The sequence below is a fragment of the Pseudomonas sp. B14-6 genome (assembly GCF_013260315.1).
GTDB classification, from domain to species: Bacteria; Pseudomonadota; Gammaproteobacteria; order Pseudomonadales; family Pseudomonadaceae; genus Aquipseudomonas; species Aquipseudomonas mandelii.
Map to the genome: position 1 here is coordinate 4,077,857 of NZ_CP053929.1, position 26,378 is coordinate 4,104,234.

Here is a 26,378-nt window from a genome sequence, read left to right on the forward strand (position 1 = left end):
CCCTTGTAGGAGCGAGGCTTGCCCGCGAAGACTTCAGCCCCGATAACGCTACTTCTGGATCAGTCTTCCAGCAGCTCTTCAGCCTGACCCAGGATGTTTTCCAGGGTAAAGCCGAACTCTTCGAACAAGGCAGGCGCAGGCGCCGACTCGCCGTAGGTGGTCATGCCGATCACGCGGCCTTCCAGGCCCACGTACTTGTACCAGTAGTCCGCGTGCGCGGCTTCGATGGCGATACGGGCGCTGACTTGCAACGGCAGAACCGCTTGCTTGTAGCCGGCGTCCTGGGCATCGAACACGCTGGTGCACGGCATCGAAACAACACGCACCTTGCGACCTTGCTCGGTCAGCTTGTCGTAGGCCTGAACCGCCAGACCGACTTCCGAACCGGTGGAGATCAGGATCAGCTCAGGCTCGCCTGCACAGTCCTTCAACACGTAACCGCCACGGGCGATATCAGCGATCTGCAGCGCGCTGCGTTCCTGATGCTGCAGGTTCTGACGCGAGAAGATCAGCGCCGAAGGGCCGTCCTTGCGCTCGATGGCCTGTTTCCAGCAAACGGCCGATTCAACGGCATCGGCTGGACGCCAGGTGTCGAGGTTCGGTGTGCTGCGCAGGCTGGTCAGTTGCTCGATCGGCTGGTGAGTCGGGCCGTCTTCGCCCAGACCGATGGAGTCGTGGGTGTAGACGAACACCACGCGCTTCTTCATCAGCGAAGCCATGCGCACGGCGTTGCGGGCGTATTCCATGAACATCAGGAAGGTGGCGCCGTAAGGCACCAGACCGCCGTGCAGGGCCACGCCGTTCATGATCGCGCTCATGCCGAATTCGCGAACGCCGTAGTACATGTAGTTGCCGCTGGCGTCTTCAGCCGAAACACCTTTGCAACCTTTCCACAGGGTCAGGTTGGAACCGGCCAGGTCAGCGGAGCCGCCGAGCAGTTCAGGCAACAGAGGGCCGTAGGCATTCAGTGCGTTCTGGCTGGCTTTACGGCTGGCGATGGTCTCGCCCTTGGCCGCAACTTCAGCGATGTAAGCCGAGGCTTTTTCCGCGAAGTCTTCTGGCAGATCGCCGCCCAGGCGACGGACCAGTTCGTTGGCCAGCTCAGGGAAAGCCGCAGAGTAGGCAGCGAAACGCTGATCCCACTCGGCTTCGGCCGCGCGGCCAGCTTCCTTGGCGTCCCACTCGGCATAGATGTCAGCCGGGATTTCGAACGGACCGTGGTTCCATTTCAGCGCGGCACGGGTCAAGGCGATTTCCGCGTCACCCAATGGGGCGCCGTGGCAGTCTTCTTTACCTTGTTTGTTCGGCGAACCGAAACCGATGGTGGTCTTGCAGCAGATCAGGGTTGGCTGATCGCTTTTACGCGCGGTTTCGATCGCGGTCTTGATCTCTTCCGGATCATGACCGTCGACGTTGCGGATCACCTGCCAGTTGTAGGCTTCGAAACGCTTAGGCGTGTCGTCGGTGAACCAGCCTTCGACTTCGCCATCGATGGAGATGCCGTTGTCGTCGTAGAAGGCGATCAGCTTGCCCAGGCCCAATGTACCGGCCAGGGAACCAACTTCGTGGGAAATGCCTTCCATCATGCAGCCATCACCCAGGAACACGTAGGTGTGATGATCGACAACATTGTGGCCAGGACGGTTGAACTGCGCCGCCAGGACTTTTTCAGCCAGGGCGAAACCGACGGCGTTGGCCAGGCCTTGGCCCAGAGGACCGGTGGTGGTTTCAACGCCCGGGGTGTAGCCGAATTCCGGGTGACCCGGGGTGCGGCTGTGCAGTTGGCGGAAATTTTTCAGGTCATCGATCGACAGGTCGTAGCCGGTCAGGTGCAGCAGCGAGTAGATCAACATCGAGCCGTGACCGTTGGACAGCACGAAGCGGTCACGGTCGGCGAACGATGGATTGCTCGGGTTGTGCTTCAGGTAGTCACGCCAAAGTACTTCGGCGATATCCGCCATACCCATCGGGGCACCGGGATGGCCGCTGTTGGCTTTTTGCACGGCATCCATGCTGAGGGCACGAATGGCGTTGGCACGCTCACGACGGCTGGGCATCGCTGTTCTCCTGCGGGTTCTGTATCGAGAGTGAATAAAACGAAACGGAAAAAAGGCGAGCATTTTCCCTCACCCACCCGCCTCGGGGCAATGACAGATAGTCATCTGGAGGCGTTTTTCCAATTGTTAACAGCGGTTTCGACTGATGAAACCTTTCTGCAGTTCGTTTGTTGACTGAACCTAACGTCTGGAAGTGCCATCTATCGACCAATATCAAAACTTTTTGATATTGCCCTTGCGGTGATTTCTGAGCGTCACTAGACTGCTGGCCTTATGAATTTACGCGTGCCTTCCATTCAACATGACGATTGCGATGAGCTGGCGGCCCTGTGCAAGGCCGGCGGTGATCCTCTGCGGCTGAATGTATTGCGCGCGCTGGCCAACGATTCGTTTGGCGTACTGGAACTGGCGCAGATCTTCGGTATCGGTCAGTCCGGCATGAGCCACCACCTCAAGGTCCTGGCCCAGGCCGACCTGGTGGCGACCCGCCGTGAAGGCAACGCGATTTTCTACCGTCGCGCCCTGCCCCACACCGACCTGCTGGGCGGCAAGCTGCACGCCGCCTTGCTCGAAGAAGTGGACAACCTGACGTTGCCGGCCGATGTGCAGTCGCGGATCGCTCAGGTCCATGGACAACGAGCGGCGGCCAGCCAGGACTTTTTCTCACGGGTGGCGGAGAAGTTTCGTGCCCAGCAAGACTTGATCGCCGGCCTGCCGCAATACCGCGAAAGCGTGGTGGCGCTGCTTGACAAGCTGAGTTTCAGAGACGGCGCGACGGCCATTGAAGTCGGCCCCGGCGACGGTGAGTTTCTGCCGGAACTGGCGCGCCGCTTCACCGAGGTCACGGCGCTGGACAACAGCCCGGCGATGCTCGAACTGGCGCGCCAGGTTTGCGAACGTGAAACGCTGGCTAACGTCAGCCTGCAACTGGCCGATGCATTGAATGGCGTGAGCCTCAACGCCGATTGCGTTGTACTGAACATGGTGCTGCACCATTTCGCCGCGCCGGCCGAAGCACTCAAGCACATGGCCGACTTGCTGCAACCGGGCGGTAGCCTGCTCGTGACAGAGTTATGTAGCCACAACCAGAGTTGGGCCAGGGAGGCCTGCGGTGATCTGTGGTTGGGGTTTGAACAGGACGATTTGGCCCGTTGGGCCACCGCTGCGGGACTCGTTCCCGGGGAAAGCCTCTATGTAGGCTTACGTAATGGTTTCCAGATCCAGGTCCGCCATTTTCAGCGACCGGCTGGCGACACTCACCATCGGTAAATTCAGGAAAAAATCGAGATGAGCGAATACTCCCTCTTCACCTCCGAGTCCGTGTCCGAAGGGCACCCGGACAAAATCGCCGACCAGATTTCCGATGCGGTGCTGGACGCCATCATTGCTGAAGACAAGTTCGCCCGCGTAGCGTGCGAAACCCTGGTTAAAACCGGCGTGGCAATCATCGCAGGTGAAGTCACCACGTCGGCCTGGGTCGACCTGGAAGAGATCGTGCGTAACGTCATTCTGGACATCGGCTACAACAGCTCCGATGTCGGCTTCGACGGTGCCACTTGCGGCGTGATGAACATCATCGGCAAGCAGTCCCCTGACATTAACCAGGGTGTCGACCGTGCCAAGCCTGAAGATCAGGGCGCTGGCGACCAGGGCCTGATGTTCGGCTACGCCAGCAACGAAACCGACGTGCTGATGCCAGCACCGATCACTTTCTCGCACCAGCTTGTGCAGCGCCAGGCCGAAGCCCGTAAATCCGGCCTGCTGCCTTGGCTGCGCCCGGACGCCAAGTCGCAAGTGACTTGCCGTTACGAAGGCGGCAAGGTCGTCGGTATCGACGCCGTTGTACTGTCGACCCAGCACAACCCTGAAGTGTCGTACAAAGACCTGCGCGAAGGCGTGATGGAGCTGATCGTCAAGCACGTGCTGCCTGCCGAACTGCTGACCAAAGACACCCAGTTCCACATCAACCCGACTGGCCAGTTCATCATCGGTGGCCCTGTGGGCGACTGCGGCCTGACCGGTCGCAAGATCATCGTCGACAGCTACGGCGGCATGGCCCGTCACGGCGGCGGCGCGTTCTCCGGCAAGGATCCATCGAAGGTTGACCGTTCGGCAGCCTACGCCGGTCGTTACGTGGCCAAGAACATCGTTGCTGCCGGCCTGGCCGAGCGTTGCGAGATTCAGGTTTCCTACGCGATCGGTGTTGCCCAGCCGACTTCGATCTCGTTGAACACCTTCGGCACCGGCAAGATCAGCGACGACAAGATCGTCAAACTGGTCCGCGAAATCTTCGACCTGCGTCCATACGCGATCACCACCATGCTCGACCTGCTGCACCCGATGTACCAGGAAACCGCTGCGTACGGCCACTTCGGTCGCACCCCGGCAACCAAGACTGTGGGCGAAGACACCTTCACCACGTTCACCTGGGAAAAGACCGACCGCGCCGACGACCTGCGTACTGCAGCCGGCCTGTAAGACTTTCCTGGCGGTACCAAAAGCCCCGCACGGTTCGCCGTGCGGGGCTTTTTATTGGTTTTCGCTTTACACCGGATCGCCCCCATCGCGAGCAGGCTCGCTCCCACATTAGTCCTGTCATGCGCCAGCTTTGCCCTCACTGAAGATCCAGCCCGGAAACACCAGGCAAAACACCCACTCCTTCCTAAAAAAAATACTGACTAACCTTCAAGCATCCCCCTGAGCAAGGACGCTCACGATGCTTCTGCGCCTGTTTTCCGCTTTGTTCCTGACCCTGCTTTGCCTGAGTTCGAACGCTGCCGACTGCCCCGACTGGTCACCCGCCCGCGCCCTGGACGAAATCACTGCCCTGCAAAAACAGATCGATTTCTGGGATGACAACTATCACCGCCATGGACGCTCGCTGGTCGCCGATGAAATCTATGATCAATCCCGCGCGCGATTGAGCGAATGGCGTGAGTGCTTTGATTTGAGTCTGGCGCCCGACCCCTTGCGCACGGCGGGCGGCAAGATGGCCCACCCCATCGCTCACACCGGCCTGGAAAAACTGCGTGATGGCGGAGCAGTCGAGCATTGGCTACGCGAGCGCAATGACATCTGGATACAACCCAAGGTCGACGGCGTGGCCGTGACGCTGATCTATCGCAACGGCTCGCTGCATCAGGCGATCAGCCGCGGTAACGGCGTGAATGGCCAGGACTGGACCGCCTCGGCCCGACAGATTGCGGCCATTCCCCGGCATCTGCCGCAACCATTGGATGTGCTGGTGCAAGGCGAACTCTACTGGCGCCTGACCGACCATGTGCAAGCCAAGGCAGGCAGCCTCAACGCCCGCTCCACGGTGGCCGGGTTGATGGCCCGCAAAGAGCTGACCGCCGAGCAGGCAGGTGGTATCGGGTTGTTTGTCTGGGATTGGCCGCAAGGTCCGGCAAGCCTGCCAGCGCGCGTGGCGGCTCTCGATGAAATGGGTTTTCCGGGCACGGCGCCCTACAGTCAGCCGATCAAGGTGTTCGCCGACGCTGAACGATGGCGCGATCACTGGTATCGCACGCCACTGCCCTTCGCCAGTGACGGCGTCGTTTTGCGTCAGAGCCAGCGACCACCGGCCGAACGCTGGCAGGCGCGCCCCTCCTTCTGGAGCGTTGCCTGGAAGTATCCGTTCGCCCAGGCACTGGCCGAAGTGCGCAAGGTCCACTTCAAGATTGGTCGCACAGGGCGGATTACTCCGGTGCTGGACCTGACGCCGGTGAAGCTGGATGACCGACAGATCAAACGGGTAAGCGTCAGCTCCCTGCGACGCTGGGAAGAGCTGGATGTCCGCCCTGGGGATCAGGTGTCCATCAGCCTGGCTGGACTGACCATTCCAAGGCTCGATGGCGTCGTGCTGCGCAGTACCGAACGCACTGAATTAAACGTGCCATCGGCAGCAAACTTTCACCATTTGAGTTGCTGGCAACCGACATCAGGCTGCGAGAGCCAATTCCTCGCGCGACTGACCTGGCTCAGCGGCAAGCAAGGACTGGCTTTGCCCCATCTCGGCCCTGGCACCTGGGAGAAACTTTTCGAAACAGGCCGCCTCGACAGCCTGTTGGATTGGTTGACCCTCGATGCTCAAGAGCTTGCTAACATTGATGGCTTCGGCGAACGCAGCGCGGCTCATCTTCTAAACAGCTTCAACAGCGCCCGGCAACGCCCTTTCGCTCGCTGGCTCAAAGCCTTGGGGTTGCCGCCGACCGGCCAGGCACGGCTTGCCGATTCATGGCAGGAACTGGCGAATAGAAGCACCGAACAATGGCAGGCAGAAGCAGGTATCGGCCCGGGACGCGCAGCGCAATTGAACGCCTTTTTCCGCGACCCGCACGTCCTGGCACTGAGTCAAACATTACGTATGGCCGGGATTGACGGCTTTTAAACACCGAGCCCCCGGCAGCCCGGGAACCCAAAGGGGCCGACGGGCTCAAACGCCCATCGCCACATCGACCCGATTGTCTTCGCACTTGGAGCTTTTATGAAATTTCTTTCACCACTCGCCTTGCTGACCCTTTGCAGCGTGATGGCCGCTCCCCTGATGGCCGCCGAAGAAGCCCCGGGGCTGACCGGCTGCGCCGCCAAGAAACAGGGGATCATCAATCAGATCGAACTGGCCAAATCCCACGGCAATGCTGAACAGCAGGCTGGCCTCGAAACGGCCCTGAGCGAAGTCACCACCCATTGCACCGACGCCTCGCTGAAGAAAGAACGGGAAAACAAGGTGCTCGACGCCAAGCATGAAGTCAGCCAGCGCCAGGCCGATCTGGACAAGGCCATGAAGAAAGGCGATCCGGACAAGATCAACAAGCGCAAAGACAAACTTGCCGAGTCCCGAAAGGAATTGCAGAACGCGCTCGACGAGTTGGACAAGTAACCCCCGAATTGAGCGAGGGAGCTTTTGTGACGAGGGGCTTGTCGGAACGCCCCCCCTCGCCACAGGAATGCATTGCCAATCAATGATCCCGAAACTCTTTATGGCAGGCACTACAGGCATCCTCGACTTTCTGCACCGCCGGGCCCAGGTTACTGGCCTTGTAAGGCTGAACCTTGCTGGCAATCACCAATTCACCGGTGGCGGCTTCAAGGGTGCGGGCCATGTCCTGGAAGCGTGCCTGCTGCTGCCACACATTGTCCTTGGCGCTGCTGTGATCTTCTTCACGCACTTGCGGGAAATGTTTCCAAGGCTCACGGGACAAGGTGTCGAGTTTCACGGCGCCTTCGGCAAATTTCGGACCGTCGAACGGGATACGACCACGCAACATACCGCCCAGGTCTTCACCGGTCTTGAGCATCTGTTTGAAGATCGCCTTGCGTTGTCCCAGCGGCGAATTCGGATCAACGCCACCGCAGGCAGACAAGGTCAGGCAGGCCAGCAATACAACAGAAAGTCTTTTAAGAGTCATGGTGGCTTCAGGTCACGGGAAACGGCGGCCAGTATCCTCGTGTCATCGGCAAAGACCAATAGCCCTATTATCAATACGGGTTGTTTGAGCGCATGGAGCACTCAGGCAACCGACAAAGGAATTACTCCATGAACAGCCGTTTCAAGGCATGGCGTCACCACCTCGTGTGGACTCTTCCAATGGTGGCCGTGCTCGCCGGCTGCACCGGCGGCGATAAAGACACCCCTAAAACCCACGCCCTGGCGACCTACTCCAGTACCAGCTGGGAAGCATTGCCGGCGGTGTCCGACACCGACCTGGTCGCCGGCTTCGGCTCGTGGCGCAGCGCCTGCACCCGACTCAAGGCCGACCCGGTCTGGGGATCGACCTGCGCGGCTTCCGCCAATGTGCCGCAGACCGCCAGCGACATTCGCGGCTTCCTCAAGCAGAACCTCGACGTCTACGGCCTGCGCGCCGCCAATGACAATCCCAACGGTTTGATCACCGGCTATTACGAGCCGGTCTACCCGGGCAGCCTGACCCAGACCGAAGTGGCGAACATTCCGGTGTACGGCGTGCCCGAGGACATGATCATTGTCTCGCTGGACAGCATCTACCCGGAACTCAAAGGCAAACGCCTGCGCGGACGCCTCGAAGGTCGCATGCTCAAGCCTTACGACGATGCGGCAACGATTGAAACCAATGGAGTAAAGGCGCCAGTGGTTGCGTGGCTGACCGACCCGATGAACCTGCAATTCCTGCAAATCCAGGGTTCGGGTCGCATCCAGCTCGACGACGGCCGCCAACTGCGCATTGCCTATGCTGACCAGAACGGCCATCCCTATCGCCCCATCGGGCGCTGGCTGGTGGAGCAAGGCGAGCTGAAGAAAGAAGACGTGACCATGGGCGCCATCAGCACGTGGGCAAAAGCCAATCCGTCGCGCATTCCGGAACTGCTGGGCAGCAACCCCAGTTACGTGTTCTTCACTCGCAACCCGGACAGCAACGAAGGGCCACGCGGCTCGCTGAACGTTCCGCTGACGGCCGGTTACAGCGCGGCAGTGGACCGCAAAGTCATTCCGCTGGGCAGCCTGTTGTGGTTATCCACGACAAAACCGGACGGTACGGCACTGGTACGGCCCGTGGCGGCGCAAGACACTGGCGGCGCGATTGCCGGCGAAGTGCGTGCGGATCTGTTCTGGGGCACTGGCGAGGCGGCCGGGCAATTGGCCGGGGACATGAAACAGCAAGGGCAGATCTGGATGCTCTGGCCTAAAGGCGCGGCGTTGCCGCAAGTGCCGCAGGTTGCCGATGCGGCGAAGGCCAACCCGTAAGCCTTGTATTTGCAGTTAGATAGTCATCGCGAGCAGGCTCGTTCCCACGGTGGATCTCGGTTGTACACAGCGTTTGTGTTCACTGAAGATCAACTGTGGAAGCGAGCCTGCTCGCGATGAGGCCAGACAAATCACCGCAATACTTTCAGACCGACACCACAAAGAAACTGGCAATCAACCCCATCCCCACAAACCACACCAGCGACCGCAATATCGCCCAGTCCGCCAGGTAGCAAATGATGTACAGCAGCCGACTGGTGATAAACAGCACCGCCAGCACGTTAACCGTCACCAACTGCGCCGTGCCCACCAGATGCGCAACAATCACCGCGATCGCAAACGCCGGGGTCACTTCAAAGCTGTTCAGTTGCGCCGCATGCGCGCGCCTGCCCAGACCATTGAGCGACTCGAGAAAGTCCCGGGGGTCATGGTTGTCTTGCAGCCTGAACCTGCCACTGACCTTGGCGATGACCGTGCAGAGATAGGGCAGGAAAATCGCGATCAAAACGCACCACAGAGCAACCGTCATAAAGCAGTCCTTTCTTCAGTTTTGGAATGTTGAGTGCCCGTTAGAACTTCATGACCAAAATACCGATCAGTACGAGCCCACAGGCTAAGAGCCTTGGCCTGCCGAAAGGTTCTTTCAGGTAACGCATGCCGAACAGCACCACCAGAATCACGCTGATCTCGCGCAACGCCGCCGCTTCGGCAATCGACCCCAGTTGCATTGCCCACAGCACCAAAGCGTAGCTGAACAACACGCAGAACCCGACCGCCAGCCCCAGTCGCCACTGTTCACGCCAGAACAGCATGAACGCCGTGCGCTTGCTTACCAGCGCCAGCAACGGGAACGGCCAAGCGCTGAGCAACGTGACCCAGACCAGATAGTCCAGAGGGTGCGACCAGCGCCGTAACGCCTGGCCATCGATGAAGGTGTAGCAGCCGATGCACAGGCCGATCAGCGCCACCACCGGCAACATCGACCACGGCAGACGCGCACCACCACCGCCCTGCCAGAGCAGGCACAGCATGCCAAACGGAATCAACAGGATTCCGAAAATCTGCTGATTTGTCAGGACTTCGCCAGCGAAGATCAGCGTCAGTGCCAGCACCACCAGCGGCGACAGCCCACGCATCAACGGATAGACCAACCCGAGGTCGCCGACCCGATACGCCTGGATCAGCAGATAGCGATAGAGCAGTTCGAACGCCGCCGACGCCAGAATCCATGGCCAGATTTCAATCGGTGGCAGCGCCACGAACGGCAGCATCAGAGCGACAAACAGCATCGCGACGCTATCCATGCAGGCCACCACCAGCAGCCGTTCGGCACTGAATTTGATCAGGGTATTCCAAGCCGCGTGCAACAGCGCCGCCACCAACACCAAAGCCGTCGCAAGCACGGCATGCTCCTTTTATTGACCACCGCGCCCCTGTAGGAGCCAGGCTTGCCGGCGAAGGCAATCTCAAGGACGCCTTCGCCGGCAAGCCCGGCTCCTACACGACACGCGTGGATAATTGATTCGCCATATGTCAGCAGCTGTTTATACTGCAAGCGACCACGCCGCACTCAGTTGCGCACACACTAATTCCAATAATTTCTGCCCCTGCCCGCTCTCTTCGAGAACGGTCATCGGCATGCGTATGCCTGATCAAAGCGTCAAGACTACCGACAGAGACCTTGCGCATGCCACTCGCCTTGCTCGCCCTCGCTGTTGCCGCGTTCGGCATCGGCACCACTGAATTCGTCATCATGGGCTTGCTGCCCGACGTCGCCCGCGACCTCGCCGTGAGCATTCCCCACGCCGGCCTGCTGATCACCGGCTACGCCCTGGGCGTGGTGTTCGGCGCGCCGATTCTTGCGATCGGCACCGCCAACATGCCGCGCAAAGCCACGCTGCTGGGCATGACGCTGATGTTCATCCTCGGCAACGTGCTGTGCGCATTGGCACCGAACTATGCCACGTTGATGGCCGCGCGAGTGGTCACCGCGCTGTGCCACGGTGCGTTCTTCGGCATTGGCTCGGTAGTCGCGGCGGGCCTGGTTGCACCGAACAAAAGGGCGCAGGCCATTGCCATGATGTTCACCGGCCTGACGCTGGCCAACGTGCTCGGCGTGCCGTTGGGCACCGCGCTCGGGCAATACGCCGGTTGGCGTTCGACGTTCTGGGCGGTCTCGGTGATCGGGGTGATTGCAGCGCTCGCGCAGTGGCTCTGGCTGCCGAAGGACATCGCGATGGACAAAGCCAACCTCGCCAGCGAGTTCAAAGTACTGGGCAAGGTCAATGTGTTGTTGGCATTGGGCATGAGCGTGCTGGCGTCGACCAGCCTGTTCAGCGTGTTCACCTACATCGCGCCGATTCTGCAGGACATCACCGGTGTCAGCCCCCATGGCGTGACGATTATGCTGTTGTTGTTTGGCGTCGGCCTGACGGCGGGCAGCATGCTGGGTGGTCGCCTGGCGGACAGCCGATTGCTGCCTTCATTGGTGGGCATGGCGCTGGCCGTGACGGTGGTATTGGCTGCCTTTAGCCAGACCAGTCACTCGGTGATTCCGGCGGCGATCACACTGGTGCTGTGGGGGATTTTCGCGTTTGCCCTGTGCCCGATTCTGCAGCTGCTGATCATCGATCAGGCGCATGAAGCGCCGAACCTTGGCTCGACGCTGAACCAGAGCGCCTTCAATCTTGGCAACGCAGCAGGTGCGTGGATCGGCGGGCTGGTGGTTGCCAGCGGTGCGGATCTGGCGGATCTGCCGTGGACCGGTGCGCTGGTCAGTGGCCTGACGGTGCTGACCGCGCTGTTCTACATCTATCTTCAACGCCGCAGTGCGACTGCGGTCAATGTGTCCGGCTGAATCATTGCGTCGCTGCTGACACCGCTATCGCGAGCAGGCTCGCTCCCACAGTGGATCTCCAGTGCACACAGATTCTGTGTACGACCGAATTCCATGTGGGAGCGAGCCTGCTCGCGAAGAAACTGACTCGGTGCAACTGCCTTAAACCCCACCCCTCCATCCAAGGACCCCGGATGCTCGAACTTGTCGCTGCCTTTATCTGCCTGACCACACTCCTCACCTACGTAAATTTCCGCTTCATCGGCCTGCCTCCGACCATCGGGGTCATGGTCACCGCGCTGATGTTTTCCCTGCTGCTGCAAGGCCTGAGCTTGCTCGGCTACCCCGGCCTCGAAGAGCGCATTCAGCAACTGATCAGCCAGATCGATTTTGGCGATCTGCTGATGAACTGGATGCTTTCCTTCCTGCTGTTCGCCGGCGCCCTGCACGTCAACCTCAATGACCTGCGCAGCTACCGCTGGCCTATCGGGCTGCTGGCGACCTTCGGCGTATTGATCGCCACGGCGGTGATCGGCAGCCTCGCCTATTACATTTTTGCCCTGTTCGGCTGGCACGTGAGCTTCCTTTATTGCCTGCTGTTCGGCGCGCTGATTTCCCCCACCGACCCGATCGCGGTCCTCGGCGTGCTACGGACTGCCAATGCGTCCAAGCCTCTGAAAACCACCATCGTCGGCGAGTCGCTGTTCAACGACGGCACGGCCGTGGTGGTGTTCACCGTGTTGCTGGGCATTGCGCAACTCGGCGAGACCCCGACCGTCGGCGCCACAGCGATGCTGTTCGCCCATGAGGCGATTGGCGGCGTGCTGTTCGGTGGGCTGATCGGTTATCTGGTGTACCTGATGATCAAGAGCATCGAGCAGCATCAGATCGAGGTCATGCTGACCTTGGCGCTGGTGATCGGCGGCTCGGCCATGGCGTCGGAGCTGCATGTGTCCGCCCCCATCGCGATGGTCGTCGCGGGTCTGATCATCGGTAACCTGGGCCGCAACCTGGCGATGAACGACATGACGCGCAAGTACCTGGACGGCTTCTGGGAATTGCTCGATGACATGCTCAACGCCCTGCTGTTCGCTCTGATCGGCATGGAGCTGTTGCTGCTACCGTTCAATTGGCTGCACGTGCTGGCGGCGAGTTTGCTGGCGCTGGCGATTCTGCTTTCGCGCCTGCTGACGGTCGCGCCGGCCATCGTGCTGCTGCGGCGCTGGCGCACCGTGCCGCGCGGGACAATCCGGATTCTGACCTGGGGTGGTTTGCGCGGCGGTGTTTCGGTGGCCCTGGCCCTGGCCCTGCCGCTGGGCCCGGAGCGCGACTTGCTGCTGAGCATCACCTACATCGTGGTGCTGTCGTCGATCCTGCTGCAGGGATTGAGCATCGGCAAACTGGTCAAGCACGTGACCCGGGATGAGCCTGCGCCAGCGGCACAGGCCGAGCATCACTGATTACTTTTTGCTCTTCTGCGGATCAGGCTCTGACGCCTGATCCGCCGTCTTCTTCGGCGGACCGCTCTCGCTGCGGATCTGCGCGTGGCTGATCAGCGCGAAGATGAAGCTGCCGCCGATGATGTTCCCCGCCAGCGTCGGCCCGGCGAACACCAGCCAGAAATCCTTCCACGGCAACTCGCCGGCAAACACCAGGTACGAGACCTCGGCCGAACCGACCACGATGTGGGTGAAATCCCCCAGCGCCATCAGGTAAGTGATGAGGATGATGATCCACATCTTGGCGCTCTCCATGGACGGGATCATCCAGACCATGGTGGCAATCATCCAGCCCGACACAATGCCTTTGGCGAACATCTGGCTGGCGTCGTTTTCCATGATCTTGCGCCCGATATCGAGGAAGGCCAGGTCGGTCTTGCTGTCGAAAATCGGCAGATTGAGCATCACGTAGGCCACGAGCAGCGTGCCGCAGAGGTTGCCGACCAGCACCACCGACCACAGGCGTAGCAATCGCCCGAAATTGTTCAGTGTGGGTTTGGTCATGATCGGCAGCACGGCCGTCAGGGTGTTCTCGGTGAACAACTGCTGACGGGCGAGGATTACCGCAAGAAAGCCAGCGCAATAGCCGAAACTGGCGATCACCTTGAAGCCTTCACCGTCCGGCAGTCGGGAATTGAGCAGTCCCATGGCCATCAGCGACAGGCCCATGGTCAGGCCGGCGGCGAGTGCCGACCACCACAAGGCGGCGACGCTGCGTTCGAGCTCCTGATCGCCCTGGGTGCGGATGATTTCATGCAGCACCGCAGCCCGCGGTGGCTGGTTTTTGTCGACGTCGTGCTGTTCTTCCGGCGACAGGTTGGGGGTCTTGCCGTCTTGCTTGATGTCCATAGCGCTCCGGAACAGGTGATGTGTCATGTAGGTACGACACGCGCGGCCCGGAGCTGTTCACTGACCGTCCAACGAAACTGGCTCTGTAGGAGCGAGGCTTTCCAGCGAAGGGTTCACCTCGGTATTGCTGGTGACACAAATGACGCCTTCGCGAGCAAGCTTCGCTCCTACGGGGGCTCGCATTACTCGCTGGCGACGTCGTCCTTGAACTGGTCTTTGACGTACTTGATCTCGGTCTGGCCGTGCGGCGCGGGCAAGCCGTCTTCACCCAGGTTGACGAAGACAATCTTATCCACCGTCAGGATGCTTTTGCGGGTGATCTTGTTGCGTACTTCGCATTTCAGGGTTATCGAGGTACGACCGAACTCGGTGGCAGTGATGCCCAGTTCGATGATGTCGCCCTGGCGCGAGGCGCTGACGAAGTTGATCTCGGAAATGTACTTGGTGACCACTCGCTGATTGCCCAGCTGGACGATGGCGTAGATCGCCGCTTCTTCGTCGAGCCAGCGCAACAGGCTACCGCCGAACAGTGTGCCGTTGGGGTTGAGGTCTTCGGGTTTTACCCATTTGCGGGTGTGGAAATTCATAGGGGGCTCCAGGATTGAGGCGTTTGAGCGATAGGGTTCTGCCCCCAGCTTCAAGTTTTAAGCGCCAAGCTGCAAGTAAATGCAGATTCGCTGTTGCTTGCCGCTTGTAGCTTGTCACTTGCCACTAGCCGGACAAAGGAAGCTATAATCGCCACCGATTTAAAACGGCTACTACCGTTTTCCCGCCACCTGTCCGAGGGGCGCTGCAGCAGGTTCGACCTGTCAGGCTCGGATGGGGCGTTGACTGGCCATGATCGGCCGGACACTAAACGCACAACGGCGCCCATTCGCATACATTACGAATGGAGACTCATCATGAGCGCTGTTATCACGCCTGCAGATTTTAACGATTACAAAGTGGCCGACATGTCCCTGGCTGCCTGGGGCCGTCGCGAAACCATCATCGCCGAATCCGAAATGCCAGCCCTGATGGGTCTGCGCCGCAAGTACGCGGGTGAGCAGCCACTCAAAGGCGCCAAGATCCTTGGCTGCATCCACATGACCATTCAGACTGCCGTGCTGATCGAAACCCTGGTTGCCCTGGGTGCCGAAGTGCGTTGGTCGTCCTGCAACATTTTCTCGACTCAAGACCAGGCCGCTGCCGCTATCGCTGCTGCCGGTATCGCGGTTTATGCCTGGAAAGGCGAAACCGAAGAAGAGTACGAGTGGTGCCTGGAGCAAACCATCCTCAAAGATGGCGCGCCTTGGGATGCCAACATGATCCTCGACGACGGCGGCGACCTGACCGAGCTGCTGCACAAGAAATACCCGGCGATCCTGGACCGCGTCCACGGCGTCACCGAAGAAACCACCACTGGCGTTCACCGCCTGCTGGACATGCTGGCCAAGGGCGAGCTGAAAATCCCGGCCATCAACGTCAACGACTCGGTGACCAAGAGCAAGAACGACAACAAGTACGGCTGCCGTCACAGCCTGAACGATGCGATCAAGCGTGGTACTGACCACCTGCTGTCCGGCAAGCAAGCGCTGGTCATCGGTTACGGTGACGTGGGCAAGGGCTCCGCTCAGTCCCTGCGTCAGGAAGGCATGATCGTCAAGGTCTCCGAAGTCGACCCGATCTGCGCCATGCAAGCCTGCATGGACGGCTACGAGCTGGTTTCGCCGTTCATCGACGGTATCAACAACGGTACTGAAGCCAGCATCGACAAAGCCCTGCTGGGCAAGATCGACCTGATCGTGACCACCACCGGCAACGTCAATGTTTGCGATGCAAACATGCTCAAAGCCCTGAAGAAGCGCGCTGTTGTCTGCAACATCGGCCACTTCGACAACGAAATCGACACCGCTTTCATGCGCAAGAACTGGGCATGGGAAGAAGTGAAGCCGCAGGTTCACAAAATTCACCGTACCGGCCCTGGCGCATTCGATGCCCAGAACGACGACTACCTGATCCTGCTGGCCGAAGGCCGTCTGGTTAACCTGGGTAACGCTACCGGTCACCCAAGCCGCATCATGGACGGTTCGTTCGCCAACCAGGTTCTGGCGCAGATCTTCCTGTTCGGCCAGAAGTACGCCGACCTGTCGCCAGCCCAGAAAGCCGAGCGCCTGACCGTTGAAGTACTGCCGAAGAAACTCGACGAAGAAGTGGCCCTGGAAATGGTCCGCGGTTTCGGCGGCGTTGTGACTCAACTGACCAAGACCCAGGCCGACTACATCGGCGTGACCGTCGAAGGTCCGTTCAAGCCGCACGCTTACCGCTACTAAGACAAAGCAGCTGCGAGCTTTAAGCTTCAAGCGGCAAGCAAGGTCAAAAGCCGAACTTGCCGCGCGAAGCTCGAGAGCTCTGCCCCTATTCCAAAACAGTTTCAGGCAGCAGGCTCCAGGCACAAGAGATCAGCGCACCTCCGCTTCTCTTGCAGCTCGCAGCTTGCAGCTTGTAGCTGGAGGTTCCCTCCATGTCCCAAGACCGTCGCTACAGCTTCGAGTTCTTCCCTACGAAGACCGACGCTGGGCATGAAAAGCTACTCGCCACTGCCCGTCAGCTGGCCACGTACAACCCCGATTTCTTCTCCTGCACTTATGGCGCTGGCGGTTCGACCCGTGATCGCACGCTCAACACCGTGTTGCAGCTCGAAAGCGAAGTCAAAGTCCCGGCCGCGCCGCATCTGTCTTGCGTTGGCGACAGCAAGGACGACCTGCGCGGCCTGCTGGCTCAATACAAGGCAGCCGGCATCAAGCGTATCGTTGCCCTGCGCGGTGACCTGCCATCCGGCATGGGCATGGCCAGCGGCGAAATGCGCCACGCCAACGACCTGGTTGAATTCATTCGTGAAGAAACCGGCGATCACTTCCACATCGAAGTCGCCGCCTATCCGGAGATGCATCCACAAGCGCGCAATTTCGAAGACGATCTGAACAACTTCGTGCGCAAGGCTAACGCTGGCGCCGACAGTGCGATCACCCAGTACTTCTTCAACGCCGACAGCTACTTCTACTTCGTCGAGCGTGTACGGGCGATGGGCGTGAACATCCCGATCGTGCCGGGGATCATGCCGATCACCAACTACAGCAAGCTCGCGCGTTTCTCCGACGCTTGCGGTGCGGAAATCCCGCGCTGGATCCGCAAACAGCTGGAAGCCTACGGCGACGACACCCAGAGCATTCAAGGCTTTGGTGAGCAAGTCATCACCGAAATGTGCGAACGCCTGCTGCAAGGTGGCGCACCGGGGCTGCACTTCTACACACTGAACCAGGCTGAAGCGAGCCTGGCGGTGTGGAACAACCTGAAGCTGCCGCGCTGAAACAGTGCAGCACTCCAATGAAGGCTCTGGCGCAATCCAGGGCCTTTTTTATGGATTGCGCCTCGGGCCAGAGCTTCTGGATCCGATTTCTGGCTCTTTATGACTTCTCGTCGTAATCTCAAGCCATGCCTCTGATCGCACAGTTACTCACCGTGTTTCTTTTCTCTTGCCTGAGCTTTGCCGCCCGGGGCGAGAAGTTGCGCATTGTCACCGAGCCGTGGGCGCCTTATGTCTATGAGGAAAACGGCAAATCCCTGGGCCTGGATTACGAAACCACGGCGATCGTGTTCAAACGCCTGGGGATCGAAGTGGACTGGCAGTTCCTGCCATGGAAACGCTGCCTGTCGATGCTTGAAACGGGCCAGGCGGATGGAGCGCTGGACATTTTTCACAGCGATGAACGCGACGCTACCTTGCTCTACCCCAGCGAACCGCTGTCGGAAGTCGAGTTCGTGATGTTCTACGCTAATGAGCGGCCCCATCCGTTCCGCACCCTCGACGACCTGAAAGGCCTGACCGTCGGCACCTCGCCGGGCTACCTCTATAGCAAGGATTTCAGCGAGTCGACTCTGTTCACCCGGGAGCCGGCGCCAACCCATGAAGCCAACTTCGGCAAACTGGTGCGCGGGCGGATCGACCTGCTGATCACTGATCGCCGGGTCGGGCAGCACTTGCTCGACGAATTGGGCATCCGCGACAAGATCACCGAAAACCCCACCGTCATCAGCCGCCAGAGCCAGTTTTTGGCGGTACGCCGTAACGCCGGCATGGATTTGCTGGTGCAGCGTTTCGGTGCCGAACTCAAGCGCTTCAAGCGCGAGCCCGCCTACGCTGAGCTCAGCGCCCGTTATGGCGCAGGCCCGGGGGTGCAAGCCGCCGCCACCACCACCGAAAAAACCGTTGAGCAGCAGGAAAGCGGCGCGCAGTGATTGCTCTGTTATACTCCGGCCTTCCCGCCAGGCTCACGCCCGGACGCTCGGACTTGTTCAAGGCATCTCGATCCGCTACAGCGCAGCTTTTCAGCCCGCGCGAGCGCTCCAGACGAGCTTTCAAGACCCAGCAGGACCGGACGGGATTGCGTTCCTCTTAAACGCCATTCGCGCCAGGCAAGACTCCCATTGGGCCAAGCCCTAACTAAAACAGGATTACTCATGTCCTTTGCTTCCCTCGGTCTCTCCGAGGCTTTAGTCCGCGCCATCGAGGCAGCGGGCTATACCGAGCCTACTCCGGTGCAACAGCGGGCTATCCCCGCCGTGTTGCAAGGTCGCGACCTGATGGTCGCGGCTCAGACAGGTACTGGTAAAACCGGCGGCTTCGCCCTTCCGATTCTGGAGCGGTTGTTCCCCAACGGTCACCCGGACAAATCCCAGCGTCACGGCCCGCGCCAACCGCGCGTACTGGTCCTGACCCCTACCCGCGAACTCGCGGCTCAAGTACACGAGAGCTTCAAGGTTTATGCCCGTGACCTGAAGTTCGTCAGCGCCTGCATCTTCGGCGGCGTCGGCATGAACCCGCAGGTTCAGGCCATGTCCCGTGGTGTCGACGTGCTGGTGGCCTGCCCTGGCCGCCTGCTCGACCTCGCCGGCCAAGGCAGCGTCGATCTGTCCCACGTGGAAATCCTCGTGCTGGACGAAGCCGACCGCATGCTCGACATGGGCTTTGTCCATGACGTGAAGAAGGTCCTGGCTCGCCTGCCGAGCAAACGTCAGAACCTGCTGTTCTCGGCGACCTTCTCCAAAGACATCACCGACCTTGCCGGCAAGCTGCTGCACAACCCGGAACGCATCGAAGTCACGCCGCCGAACACCACGGTCGAGCGTATCGAGCAACGCGTCTTCCGCCTGCCAGCCAACCACAAGCGTTCGCTGTTGGCGCACCTGATCACCGCTGGCGCCTGGGAACAGGTCCTGGTGTTCACCCGCACCAAGCACGGCGCCAACCGTCTGGCCGAGTACCTGGACAAACACGGCCTCAGCGCCGTCGCGATCCACGGCAACAAGAGCCAGAACGCCCGCACCAAAGCCCTGGCCGACTTCAAGGCCGGTGAAGTGCGCATTCTGGTCGCCACCGACATCGCCGCTCGCGGCCTCGACATCGACCAGTTGCCACACGTGGTCAACTTCGAGCTGCCGAACGTCGACGAAGATTACGTTCACCGTATCGGCCGTACCGGCCGTGCCGGTCGTTCGGGCGAGGCGATCTCGCTGGTCGCCCCGGACGAAGAAAAGCTGCTGAAAAGCATCGAGCGCATGACCAAGCAGAAGATTGCCGATGGCAACCTGATGGGCTTCGACTCCAGCGCTGTAGAAGCCGAGAAACCGGAAGTTCGCGAGCGTCCGGATGTGCGTAACCCACGCAACCCACGTGGCCCGCGCGGCGACGGCCCGAACGGCACCGGCGGTGGCGGCGGTCGTAAAGACAAGGGCAAGGACAAGGGCGGCAAGGAAAAAGCGCCTGCCACTGGCCGTGGCGATCGCCCGGCCCGTGAACACAAGCCACGCGAAGGCACCCCGGCTCGCGAGCAACAGCGTCCGGCTCCTCGTGCCGCCGTTGATCGTGCTCCGGATGAGTTCCTGGACGACGATGTGGATAACTTCGGTAACCGCGTTGACTACGTGCCTCAAGCCAAACCGGCTCAGGGCCGTGGCCGCCGTCCGGGTGCTCCGGCACCAGGCGCGGCAGCCGGCGCAGGTGCTCCACGCACCGGCGGCAAGCCTCAGGGTCGCCAAAGCGGTCCGCGCAGCAGCGACGGCGCCACCACCGGCACGCCGCCGGCCAAGCGCAGTGGCCCACGTAACGGCGCTCCACGTGACGGCCAGGCCCGTCGTGAAGAGTCGCGCAACCGTCGTCCGGCTCGCACCGACGACCAGCCGCGTTCGGAACCGGCCGTGCAAAACCCGCGCGGCCCGGCACCGAAGATCATTCACAAGGAGTCGAAAACCGATCGTTTCCCGACTCCAGAGCAACTTGATCAACTGCCAGGCCGTCCACGCGGTGAGAAGCCAGCGTTGCTGACCCGCAATCGCTGATTTAGCACTGCCATAAAAAATGCCCCGGCTCTCACGACCCGGGGCATTTTTTTGGCCTGACGCAACCCCCTGTAGGAGCGAGGCTTGCCCGCGAAGGGGTCAACCGGATTTCTGTGGAGAGGCCGCTGGCGCTTTCGCGGGCAAGCCTCGCTCCTACAGGATTTTGGGTGCGACGCAGATTATGTTCGGCCATAAAAAACGCCCCCGATCGCGAGATCGGGGGCGTTTTCGTGTCAGGGGCGAAAATTACTTCGCCTTCACACCTTCAAACGAAACGTACAACTCGACGGCATCGGACGCTGGGCCCAGGTCTTTCTGCTTGCCGAAGTCGGAACGCTTGATGCTGGTGGTGCCTTCGAAGCCGGCACGGTAGCCGCCCCATGGATCCTTGCCTTCGCCCAGGAAGGTAGCCTTGACCACGACTGGCTTGGTCACGCCAAGGATGGTCAGGTCGCCGGTCACGTCGGCAGTGTCTTTGCCAGCGGCGTTTTTGCCGGTGGATTTAACGCTGGTGGAGACGAACTTGGCTTTAGACCCGTCCAGGAAGTCTTTGCTGGCGATGTGCTTGTCGCGCTCGGCATGGTTGGTGAACACACTGGCGGTGTTGACGTTGAACTCGATCTTGCTCGCTTCCGGCTTGGCCGCATCGAAGCTGAACTTGCCGTCGATGTCCTTGAAGGTACCGGTGATGTAGCTGTATCCCAAGTGGCTGATCTTGAAGTCAACGAAGGCGTGCTGGCCTTCTTTGTCGACGACGTAGTCAGCCGCCATCACGTTAGCGGACAGCAGAGCCGAACCGATTGCCACAGCAGCGAGTGTTTTTTTCAACATGCTTTCTATTCCTTTGGAGTCGAGGTTGAACTTCAGGCTTTGCGGCCCAGCATTCGATTGAGGGTCGCATCACGATCGATAAAGTGGTGCTTCAATGCTGCCAACGCGTGGAGACCGGAAAAAATTACCAGCGCCCACGCCAGATACAGATGAATCACACCGGCGGTGTCTGCCTGGTCCGGTAGTCCGGAAACCAGCGCAGGAATTTCAAACAAGCCAAACACCGAAATCCCGACACCGTCTGCGGTGGAAATCAGGTATCCGGCAATCATCACAGCAAACAGGCTGAAGTACAGGAACGAATGACCGAACTTGGCGCCGAGACGCGTCATGCGGCTATACGTTTCCAGTGTCGGCGGTGGCGGGCTGATAAAGCGCCACAACACCCGCAGGACCATGACAGCCAACAACACCAAGCCAATGCTCTTGTGCAATTCCGGCGCGTCTTTGCGCCAGGTGCTGTAGTAGTCGAGACCGACCATCCACAAGCCCAGCGCGAACAAACCGAAGACCGCCAGCGCCACGCCCCAGTGCATGAAGACGCTGACCCAACCGTAGCGGGAAGAAGAGTTACGTAGCTGCATTGCCCAAATCCTGTGAGAACTGCGACCAAGACTATCGAGTTATCTATCGAATTAAAGCGGAAAATTTCGCTTTGAAATATCGAGAAATACGATCAAGAGTCTGAAATAGAGTCGTTAAGGAAAGATTAAAGACCAATGTGTAATAAAAAATGAAGTCCAGCCATGGAACACCTGCGCCACAAGATTTATTCGATTCTTGTGATTGGTTTCTTTCAGGCATAAAAAAACGCGGCATGTCTGCCGCGTTTTTTTGAGTGCCAGAAGCTTACTGCGCTTTGGTTTCCGTCGCCGGGGTCGTAGAAGTTTTTGCCGCTGGTTTCTTCGCGGTTTCAGCCTTCTTCGCCGGGGCTTTGGCCGGCGCTTTTTTGGCTTCGGTCTTGGCAGCAGGCTTTTTCACCGGGGCTTTCTTGGCCGGCTCGGCTTTCACCGGGGCCACAGGCTTCGGCGCTTCAACCGGTGCAGGTGCTGGAGTCGGTGCCAGCGTTGGAGCAGGTGTCGGCGCCACTGGCTCTGGTGCCTTGACCGGTTCCGGCTTCTTGTCGTCATCGGACGAACCACCGAACAGGTTGGTGAAGAAGTTGCCTTTCTTCGCCGCCACCGCGCCGGCCGCTACAGCGGTCGCTGCCGGCACAACCTTCGCAGGCTCAAACGACTTGCCCGCCGCCAGGTCTTCAACCTGACTGGCTGCACGTTGACCGGTGCGCAATGCGCCTTCCAGCGTGCCTGGGTACAAGGTGTCGGTGTGTTCGCCAGCGAACGCTACGCGTTGCAGCGGACGTTCCCACAGGCGCCAGTATTTGCTGATCTGGCCCGGGCCGAAGGCCAGGTAAGCGCCGCCCATCGACGGGTCGGTGCTGTAGCGGCGGATTTCATAACCGGTGAACGAACCGCGCGCCTGTGGATAAAACGCATGCAGACGAATCAGCACCTGGTCGACCATCTGCTTGTCGCCGAACGCCTGCATCACCCGTGCATTGTCGCCGGACAGGTTGATCACCACGTTGGCGCCACCCTTCAGCGCCGGCTCGACCCACAACATGCCCAGGCCAGTGTTGCTGTAGATTTCGCCGGACATGCGCGCCTTGCTTTCCCACACTGGCGTCTTGAACTTCAGCATGATCTGGTCACGCCAGCCGTAGTTGGTGCCCTTGATGGCACCCAGGTGCTGGGCGTCCAGCGCCGGGATCATCTGAATCTTGTTCAGGGCGCGCAACGGCACGGCCACCACCACGTAGTCAGCCTGATAGCCAACGCTGCCGACTTTGACGGTCACACCGTCCTTGTCCTGGTTGATGGACGACACCGGAGAGCTGGTCTTGATGGTTTTCAGCTGTTTGACGAAGGCCTGGGCCAGTACCGGGCTACCACCGAGCAGACGCGAAGCGCGCAGGTCACGGTCGGAGACGCCACGGTAAACACGGCTCTGCTGTGCGAAATACAGCAGCGACAGGCGCGAAGGTTCGTCGTAACGGGTACGAATCTGCTGGTTCACCAACTGACGTGCCGTGGCTGGCAGGCTCAGACGGTCGAGCCAGTTGGAAACGTTGATCTGATCCAGAGCGTGCAGCGTACTGTTGGCCGCCGGGTTCTGTGGATCTTCGATCGAACGCGCCAGATCGTCCAAGGTCTTTTCGTAGCGCTTGAGGGCTTCGGCGGTGGCCGGTTCCTTGGTGGCCAGGTCGGCGGCGGTGTAATACACGCCATCGATCAGGTAGCTCGGGGTCCGCACGAATTCAGGGGCTGGCGTGGTGCTCAGCTTGAAGGTCGATACGTATTTGTTCAGCACCGGTTGGGTCTTGTCGTTGCCGATCCACTCACTGGTGGCCATACCGGAGCGACCGCCCAGGCTCGGCTTGGCTTCCAGCAGGGTCACCTGCCAGCCTTTGTTCTGTAGTTCATAAGCGGCAGTAAGGCCCGAGAGCCCGCCGCCGATCACGATCGCCGTTTTATCCTTGGCCAGCGCAGACACGCTGAACAGCCCCAACATCACCAGCGCACAGGCGCGCAGCCAACCAGCAGACATTCAGCGAACTCCGGAAATACACGAGGAAATAGCGGTTTTACGAGTCAGACGACTCAAAGAACCGCGAAGAATACGTCAGCCATCAAAAGGCCGCCAGCGACGTCTATCGACCTATACAAAGTAGCTCAATCGACACAATGGGTTGTCCCCGTGCGATGCATTGCATAGGCTTGCGCGATTGTTTGCCCGCGAAACCAGCGAGCCGCCTCGAGGAGACTGAACATGGGCCTGAATAATCAGTGGATGCAACGCGATCTTGCGGTGTTGTGGCATCCCTGCACCCAGATGAAAGACCACGAACAGCTGCCACTGATCCCGATCAAGCGCGGTGAAGGCGTATGGCTGGAAGACTTCGAAGGCAAACGCTACCTCGACGCCGTCAGCTCCTGGTGGGTCAACGTGTTTGGCCACGCCAACCCGCGCATCAACCAGCGCATCAAGGATCAGGTCGATCAGCTGGAGCACGTGATTCTGGCCGGTTTCAGCCATCAGCCGGTGATCGAGCTGTCGGAGCGTCTGGTGAAGATGACGCCGGAAGGCCTGACGCGGTGCTTCTACGCCGATAACGGTTCGTCCTGCATCGAAGTCGCGCTGAAAATGAGCTTTCACTACTGGCTCAACCGCGGCCAGCCGAACAAGAAGCGCTTTGTCACCCTGACCAACAGCTACCACGGCGAAACCATGGCGGCGATGTCGGTGGGCGATGTGCCGCTGTTCACCGAGACCTACAAGGCGTTGCTGCTGGACACCATCAAGGTGCCGAGCCCCGATTGCTACTTGCGCCCCGAAGGCATGAGCTGGGAAGAACACTCGCGGAACATGTTCGCGGCCATGGAACAGACGTTGGCCGAGAACCACGACACTGTCGCGGCAGTGATTGTCGAGCCGTTGATCCAGGGCGCCGGCGGCATGCGCATGTATCACCCGGTGTACCTCAAACTGCTGCGCGAAGCCTGTGATCGCTATGGCGTACACCTGATCCACGACGAAATCGCCGTCGGCTTCGGCCGCACCGGGACGATGTTCGCCTGTGAACAGGCCGGCATCCGCCCGGACTTCCTCTGCCTGTCCAAGGCCCTGACCGGCGGCTACCTGCCGCTGGCGGCCTGCGTGACGACCGAGGATGTCTACAGCGCGTTCTACGACGACTACCCGACCCTGCGCGCCTTCCTGCATTCGCACAGCTACACCGGCAACCCGCTGGCGTGCGCGGCGGCTTTGGCGACGCTGGATATCTTCGAAGAAGACAACGTCATCGAGAACAACAAGGCATTGGCGCAGCGCATGGCCAGCGCGACCGCGCACCTGGCCGATCACCCGAACGTTTCGGAAGTGCGCCAGACCGGCATGGTGCTGGCCATCGAGATGGTCAAGGACAAGGCAACAAAAGAAGCTTATCCGTGGCAAGAGCGTCGCGGTTTGAAGGTGTTCCAGCACGCGCTGGAGCGCGGTGCTTTACTTCGACCGTTGGGCAGCGTGGTGTATTTCCTGCCGCCGTATGTGATTACACCGGAGCAGATCGATTTTCTGGCCGAAGTGGCCAGTGAAGGGATCGACATCGCGACCCGTGAGGGCATCAGCGTGTCGGTGCCGAAGGACTTCCACCCCGGCTTCCGCGATCCGGGCTGAGTCACCGAAAAACCCTGTGGCGAGGGAGCTTGCTCCCGCTCGGCTGCGAAGCAGTCGTACTCCGGCTTGCGCGTTTTAACTGACAAATCGCGGTCGCCGGGTTTGGGGCTGCTTCGCAACCCAGCGGGAGCAAGCTCCCTCGCCACAAAAGCTGATTGAGCACGCTGCTATATTCGACTTTTACAGAGATCCAAGATGAGACTGTCCCGCTTCTTTATCGACGCCCCCTTGAGCACCGGCGAACACGAATTGCCCGAGGCCCAGGCCCATTACATCAGCCGCGTGCTGCGGATGGCCGAGGGTGATGCGCTGCAATTGTTCGACGGCTCAGGCCATGAGTTTCGGGCCACGCTGGTGGAGGTCGGCAAGAAGCGCGTCGTCGTGCAGATCGATGAAAGCTTCGCCGGGCAAATCGAGTCGCCCTTGCAGATCCACCTCGGCCAGGGCTTGTCCCGAGGCGAGCGCATGGATTGGGCGATTCAGAAAGCCACTGAACTGGGCGTCACCGAAATCACCCCGATCTTCAGCGACCGCTGTGAAGTGCGCCTGAAGGATGAACGCGCCGACAAACGCCTGATGCACTGGCGTCAGGTGGCGATCAGCGCGTGCGAGCAATGCGGGCGTTCACGGGTGCCGGTGATTCATCCGCCGCTGTTGCTGGCGGACTGGTTGAAGCAGACCGAGGCTGAGTTGAAGTTGGTGCTGCATCCGGTGGCTGAGCCGTTGGTGAGTCATGCCAAACCGACAACCTTGGCGTTTCTGATCGGGCCTGAGGGCGGGTTGTCCGATGCGGAAGTCGAGCAGGCCAAGGCTGACGGTTTTCACGCCGCCCGCCTCGGTCCTCGCGTATTGCGCACCGAAACCGCACCCGTCGTGGCGTTAGCGGTGGCGCAACAACTGTGGGGCGACTTCTAGGTTCTGATCGTTCCCACGCTCCGCGTGGGAATGCAGCCCGTGACGCTCCGCGT

General features: G+C 60.2%; 22 protein-coding genes and 1 riboswitch. Of the genes, 13 read left to right on the forward strand and 9 right to left on the reverse strand.

From position 1 onward, the window contains the following. Positions 1-59: 59 nt before the first annotated feature. A complete protein-coding gene (tkt, locus tag HP062_RS18705) occupies positions 60-2,057 on the reverse strand; it encodes a transketolase (protein ID WP_154912929.1) in 1,998 nt (665 codons plus the stop codon). Between the two features lie 273 nt (positions 2,058-2,330). Between tkt and HP062_RS18710 the strand changes: the two genes are divergently transcribed. The 4 genes from HP062_RS18710 to HP062_RS18725 all read left to right on the forward strand — a co-directional run bounded on the left by HP062_RS18710 (position 2,331) and on the right by HP062_RS18725 (position 6,939). Further along, on the forward strand, positions 2,331-3,326 hold the full coding sequence (locus tag HP062_RS18710) for a metalloregulator ArsR/SmtB family transcription factor (RefSeq protein ID WP_172791863.1): 996 nt from the start codon (positions 2,331-2,333) through the stop codon (positions 3,324-3,326). Between the two features lie 18 nt (positions 3,327-3,344). Then, positions 3,345-4,535, forward strand: a complete 1,191-nt coding sequence (metK, locus tag HP062_RS18715; protein WP_010466931.1) for a methionine adenosyltransferase — start codon at positions 3,345-3,347, stop codon at positions 4,533-4,535. A 238-nt stretch (positions 4,536-4,773) separates the two neighbouring features. Further along, positions 4,774-6,447: an NAD-dependent DNA ligase LigB gene (ligB, locus tag HP062_RS18720; protein ID WP_172791864.1), complete on the forward strand. Its 1,674-nt coding sequence runs from the start codon at positions 4,774-4,776 to the stop codon at positions 6,445-6,447. Positions 6,448-6,543: 96 nt separating this feature from the next. Beyond that, a complete protein-coding gene (locus tag HP062_RS18725) occupies positions 6,544-6,939 on the forward strand; it encodes a DUF1090 domain-containing protein (protein ID WP_010466929.1) in 396 nt (131 codons plus the stop codon). Between the two features lie 79 nt (positions 6,940-7,018). Here the strand turns inward: HP062_RS18725 and HP062_RS18730 are convergent, their stop codons facing one another. Then, the gene (locus HP062_RS18730) at positions 7,019-7,468 is read right to left on the reverse strand and encodes a cytochrome c (RefSeq protein ID WP_042932506.1); all 450 of its coding nucleotides are present in this window, start codon (positions 7,466-7,468) and stop codon (positions 7,019-7,021) included. A gap of 128 nt (positions 7,469-7,596) precedes the next feature. On the opposite strand from HP062_RS18730, the gene HP062_RS18735 reads away from it, so the two are divergent. Beyond that, positions 7,597-8,781 (forward strand): murein transglycosylase A, encoded by a 1,185-nt coding sequence (locus tag HP062_RS18735; protein WP_172791865.1) that lies wholly within the window; start codon positions 7,597-7,599, stop codon positions 8,779-8,781. 145 nt (positions 8,782-8,926) lie between these two features. On the opposite strand, the gene HP062_RS18740 is transcribed toward HP062_RS18735, so the two are convergent. Continuing rightward, complete coding sequence (locus tag HP062_RS18740) at positions 8,927-9,310, reverse strand: MAPEG family protein (protein WP_010466926.1); 384 nt, start codon at positions 9,308-9,310, stop codon at positions 8,927-8,929. Positions 9,311-9,350: 40 nt separating this feature from the next. After that, positions 9,351-10,184 carry an EamA family transporter gene (locus tag HP062_RS18745; RefSeq protein ID WP_010466925.1) on the reverse strand — a complete coding sequence of 278 codons (834 nt, stop codon included), beginning with the start codon at positions 10,182-10,184 and terminating at the stop codon, positions 9,351-9,353. Positions 10,185-10,468: 284 nt separating this feature from the next. Here HP062_RS18745 and HP062_RS18750 point away from each other — a divergent pair, with 284 nt between their 5' ends. Both HP062_RS18750 and HP062_RS18755 read left to right on the forward strand, forming a co-directional pair. Further along, positions 10,469-11,638, forward strand: coding sequence for an MFS transporter (locus tag HP062_RS18750; protein WP_172791866.1), 1,170 nt, complete (start codon positions 10,469-10,471; stop codon positions 11,636-11,638). A gap of 173 nt (positions 11,639-11,811) precedes the next feature. Then, the gene (locus tag HP062_RS18755; RefSeq protein WP_010466923.1) at positions 11,812-13,077 is read left to right on the forward strand and encodes a sodium:proton antiporter; all 1,266 of its coding nucleotides are present in this window, start codon (positions 11,812-11,814) and stop codon (positions 13,075-13,077) included. On the opposite strand, the gene HP062_RS18760 is transcribed toward HP062_RS18755, so the two are convergent. Next, the gene (locus HP062_RS18760; RefSeq protein ID WP_154912931.1) at positions 13,078-13,965 is read right to left on the reverse strand and encodes a formate/nitrite transporter family protein; all 888 of its coding nucleotides are present in this window, start codon (positions 13,963-13,965) and stop codon (positions 13,078-13,080) included. A gap of 182 nt (positions 13,966-14,147) precedes the next feature. After that, a complete protein-coding gene (locus HP062_RS18765; protein WP_010466921.1) occupies positions 14,148-14,552 on the reverse strand; it encodes an acyl-CoA thioesterase in 405 nt (134 codons plus the stop codon). Between the two features lie 189 nt (positions 14,553-14,741). Next, positions 14,742-14,844, forward strand: a riboswitch (S-adenosyl-L-homocysteine riboswitch). A gap of 23 nt (positions 14,845-14,867) precedes the next feature. Here HP062_RS18765 and ahcY point away from each other — a divergent pair. The 4 genes from ahcY to HP062_RS18785 all read left to right on the forward strand — a co-directional run bounded on the left by ahcY (position 14,868) and on the right by HP062_RS18785 (position 20,343). After that, complete coding sequence (ahcY, locus tag HP062_RS18770) at positions 14,868-16,277, forward strand: adenosylhomocysteinase (protein ID WP_077747242.1); 1,410 nt, start codon at positions 14,868-14,870, stop codon at positions 16,275-16,277. Positions 16,278-16,468: 191 nt separating this feature from the next. Then, positions 16,469-17,314 (forward strand): methylenetetrahydrofolate reductase [NAD(P)H], encoded by an 846-nt coding sequence (gene metF, locus HP062_RS18775; protein ID WP_010466919.1) that lies wholly within the window; start codon positions 16,469-16,471, stop codon positions 17,312-17,314. Between the two features lie 125 nt (positions 17,315-17,439). Further along, positions 17,440-18,243, forward strand: coding sequence for an ABC transporter substrate-binding protein (locus HP062_RS18780; protein WP_010466917.1), 804 nt, complete (start codon positions 17,440-17,442; stop codon positions 18,241-18,243). 222 nt (positions 18,244-18,465) lie between these two features. After that, a complete protein-coding gene (locus HP062_RS18785; protein WP_010466915.1) occupies positions 18,466-20,343 on the forward strand; it encodes a DEAD/DEAH box helicase in 1,878 nt (625 codons plus the stop codon). 246 nt (positions 20,344-20,589) lie between these two features. Here the strand turns inward: HP062_RS18785 and HP062_RS18790 are convergent, their stop codons facing one another. The 3 genes from HP062_RS18790 to HP062_RS18800 form a co-directional block, all read right to left on the reverse strand. Further along, positions 20,590-21,174 carry a YceI family protein gene (locus tag HP062_RS18790; RefSeq protein WP_010466914.1) on the reverse strand — a complete coding sequence of 195 codons (585 nt, stop codon included), beginning with the start codon at positions 21,172-21,174 and terminating at the stop codon, positions 20,590-20,592. A 32-nt stretch (positions 21,175-21,206) separates the two neighbouring features. Continuing rightward, positions 21,207-21,758, reverse strand: a complete 552-nt coding sequence (locus tag HP062_RS18795; protein WP_010466911.1) for a cytochrome b — start codon at positions 21,756-21,758, stop codon at positions 21,207-21,209. Between the two features lie 265 nt (positions 21,759-22,023). Next, on the reverse strand, positions 22,024-23,781 hold the full coding sequence (locus tag HP062_RS18800) for a flavin monoamine oxidase family protein (protein WP_010466910.1): 1,758 nt from the start codon (positions 23,779-23,781) through the stop codon (positions 22,024-22,026). A gap of 222 nt (positions 23,782-24,003) precedes the next feature. On the opposite strand from HP062_RS18800, the gene HP062_RS18805 reads away from it, so the two are divergent. Together HP062_RS18805 and HP062_RS18810 are read left to right on the forward strand one after the other, a co-directional pair. Then, positions 24,004-25,410: an adenosylmethionine--8-amino-7-oxononanoate transaminase gene (locus tag HP062_RS18805; RefSeq protein ID WP_077747239.1), complete on the forward strand. Its 1,407-nt coding sequence runs from the start codon at positions 24,004-24,006 to the stop codon at positions 25,408-25,410. Between the two features lie 195 nt (positions 25,411-25,605). Continuing rightward, the gene (locus tag HP062_RS18810; protein ID WP_172791867.1) at positions 25,606-26,325 is read left to right on the forward strand and encodes a 16S rRNA (uracil(1498)-N(3))-methyltransferase; all 720 of its coding nucleotides are present in this window, start codon (positions 25,606-25,608) and stop codon (positions 26,323-26,325) included. Positions 26,326-26,378 lie beyond the last annotated feature (53 nt).

Coding starts and splice junctions, on each gene's coding strand:
- HP062_RS18780 (WP_010466917.1), top strand. CDS start 17,440: ATGCCTCTGATCGCACAGTTACTCACCGTGTTTCTTTTCTCTTGCCTG.
- HP062_RS18765 (WP_010466921.1), bottom strand. CDS start 14,552: ATGAATTTCCACACCCGCAAATGGGTAAAACCCGAAGACCTCAACCCC.
- HP062_RS18805 (WP_077747239.1), top strand. CDS start 24,004: ATGGGCCTGAATAATCAGTGGATGCAACGCGATCTTGCGGTGTTGTGG.
- ligB (WP_172791864.1), top strand. CDS start 4,774: ATGCTTCTGCGCCTGTTTTCCGCTTTGTTCCTGACCCTGCTTTGCCTG.
- HP062_RS18710 (WP_172791863.1), top strand. CDS start 2,331: ATGAATTTACGCGTGCCTTCCATTCAACATGACGATTGCGATGAGCTG.
- metK (WP_010466931.1), top strand. CDS start 3,345: ATGAGCGAATACTCCCTCTTCACCTCCGAGTCCGTGTCCGAAGGGCAC.
- HP062_RS18735 (WP_172791865.1), top strand. CDS start 7,597: ATGAACAGCCGTTTCAAGGCATGGCGTCACCACCTCGTGTGGACTCTT.
- HP062_RS18795 (WP_010466911.1), bottom strand. CDS start 21,758: ATGCAGCTACGTAACTCTTCTTCCCGCTACGGTTGGGTCAGCGTCTTC.
- tkt (WP_154912929.1), bottom strand. CDS start 2,057: ATGCCCAGCCGTCGTGAGCGTGCCAACGCCATTCGTGCCCTCAGCATG.
- ahcY (WP_077747242.1), top strand. CDS start 14,868: ATGAGCGCTGTTATCACGCCTGCAGATTTTAACGATTACAAAGTGGCC.
- HP062_RS18755 (WP_010466923.1), top strand. CDS start 11,812: ATGCTCGAACTTGTCGCTGCCTTTATCTGCCTGACCACACTCCTCACC.
- HP062_RS18785 (WP_010466915.1), top strand. CDS start 18,466: ATGTCCTTTGCTTCCCTCGGTCTCTCCGAGGCTTTAGTCCGCGCCATC.
- HP062_RS18730 (WP_042932506.1), bottom strand. CDS start 7,468: ATGACTCTTAAAAGACTTTCTGTTGTATTGCTGGCCTGCCTGACCTTG.
- HP062_RS18800 (WP_010466910.1), bottom strand. CDS start 23,781: ATGTCTGCTGGTTGGCTGCGCGCCTGTGCGCTGGTGATGTTGGGGCTG.
- HP062_RS18810 (WP_172791867.1), top strand. CDS start 25,606: ATGAGACTGTCCCGCTTCTTTATCGACGCCCCCTTGAGCACCGGCGAA.
- metF (WP_010466919.1), top strand. CDS start 16,469: ATGTCCCAAGACCGTCGCTACAGCTTCGAGTTCTTCCCTACGAAGACC.
- HP062_RS18725 (WP_010466929.1), top strand. CDS start 6,544: ATGAAATTTCTTTCACCACTCGCCTTGCTGACCCTTTGCAGCGTGATG.
- HP062_RS18740 (WP_010466926.1), bottom strand. CDS start 9,310: ATGACGGTTGCTCTGTGGTGCGTTTTGATCGCGATTTTCCTGCCCTAT.
- HP062_RS18760 (WP_154912931.1), bottom strand. CDS start 13,965: ATGGACATCAAGCAAGACGGCAAGACCCCCAACCTGTCGCCGGAAGAA.
- HP062_RS18750 (WP_172791866.1), top strand. CDS start 10,469: ATGCCACTCGCCTTGCTCGCCCTCGCTGTTGCCGCGTTCGGCATCGGC.
- HP062_RS18790 (WP_010466914.1), bottom strand. CDS start 21,174: ATGTTGAAAAAAACACTCGCTGCTGTGGCAATCGGTTCGGCTCTGCTG.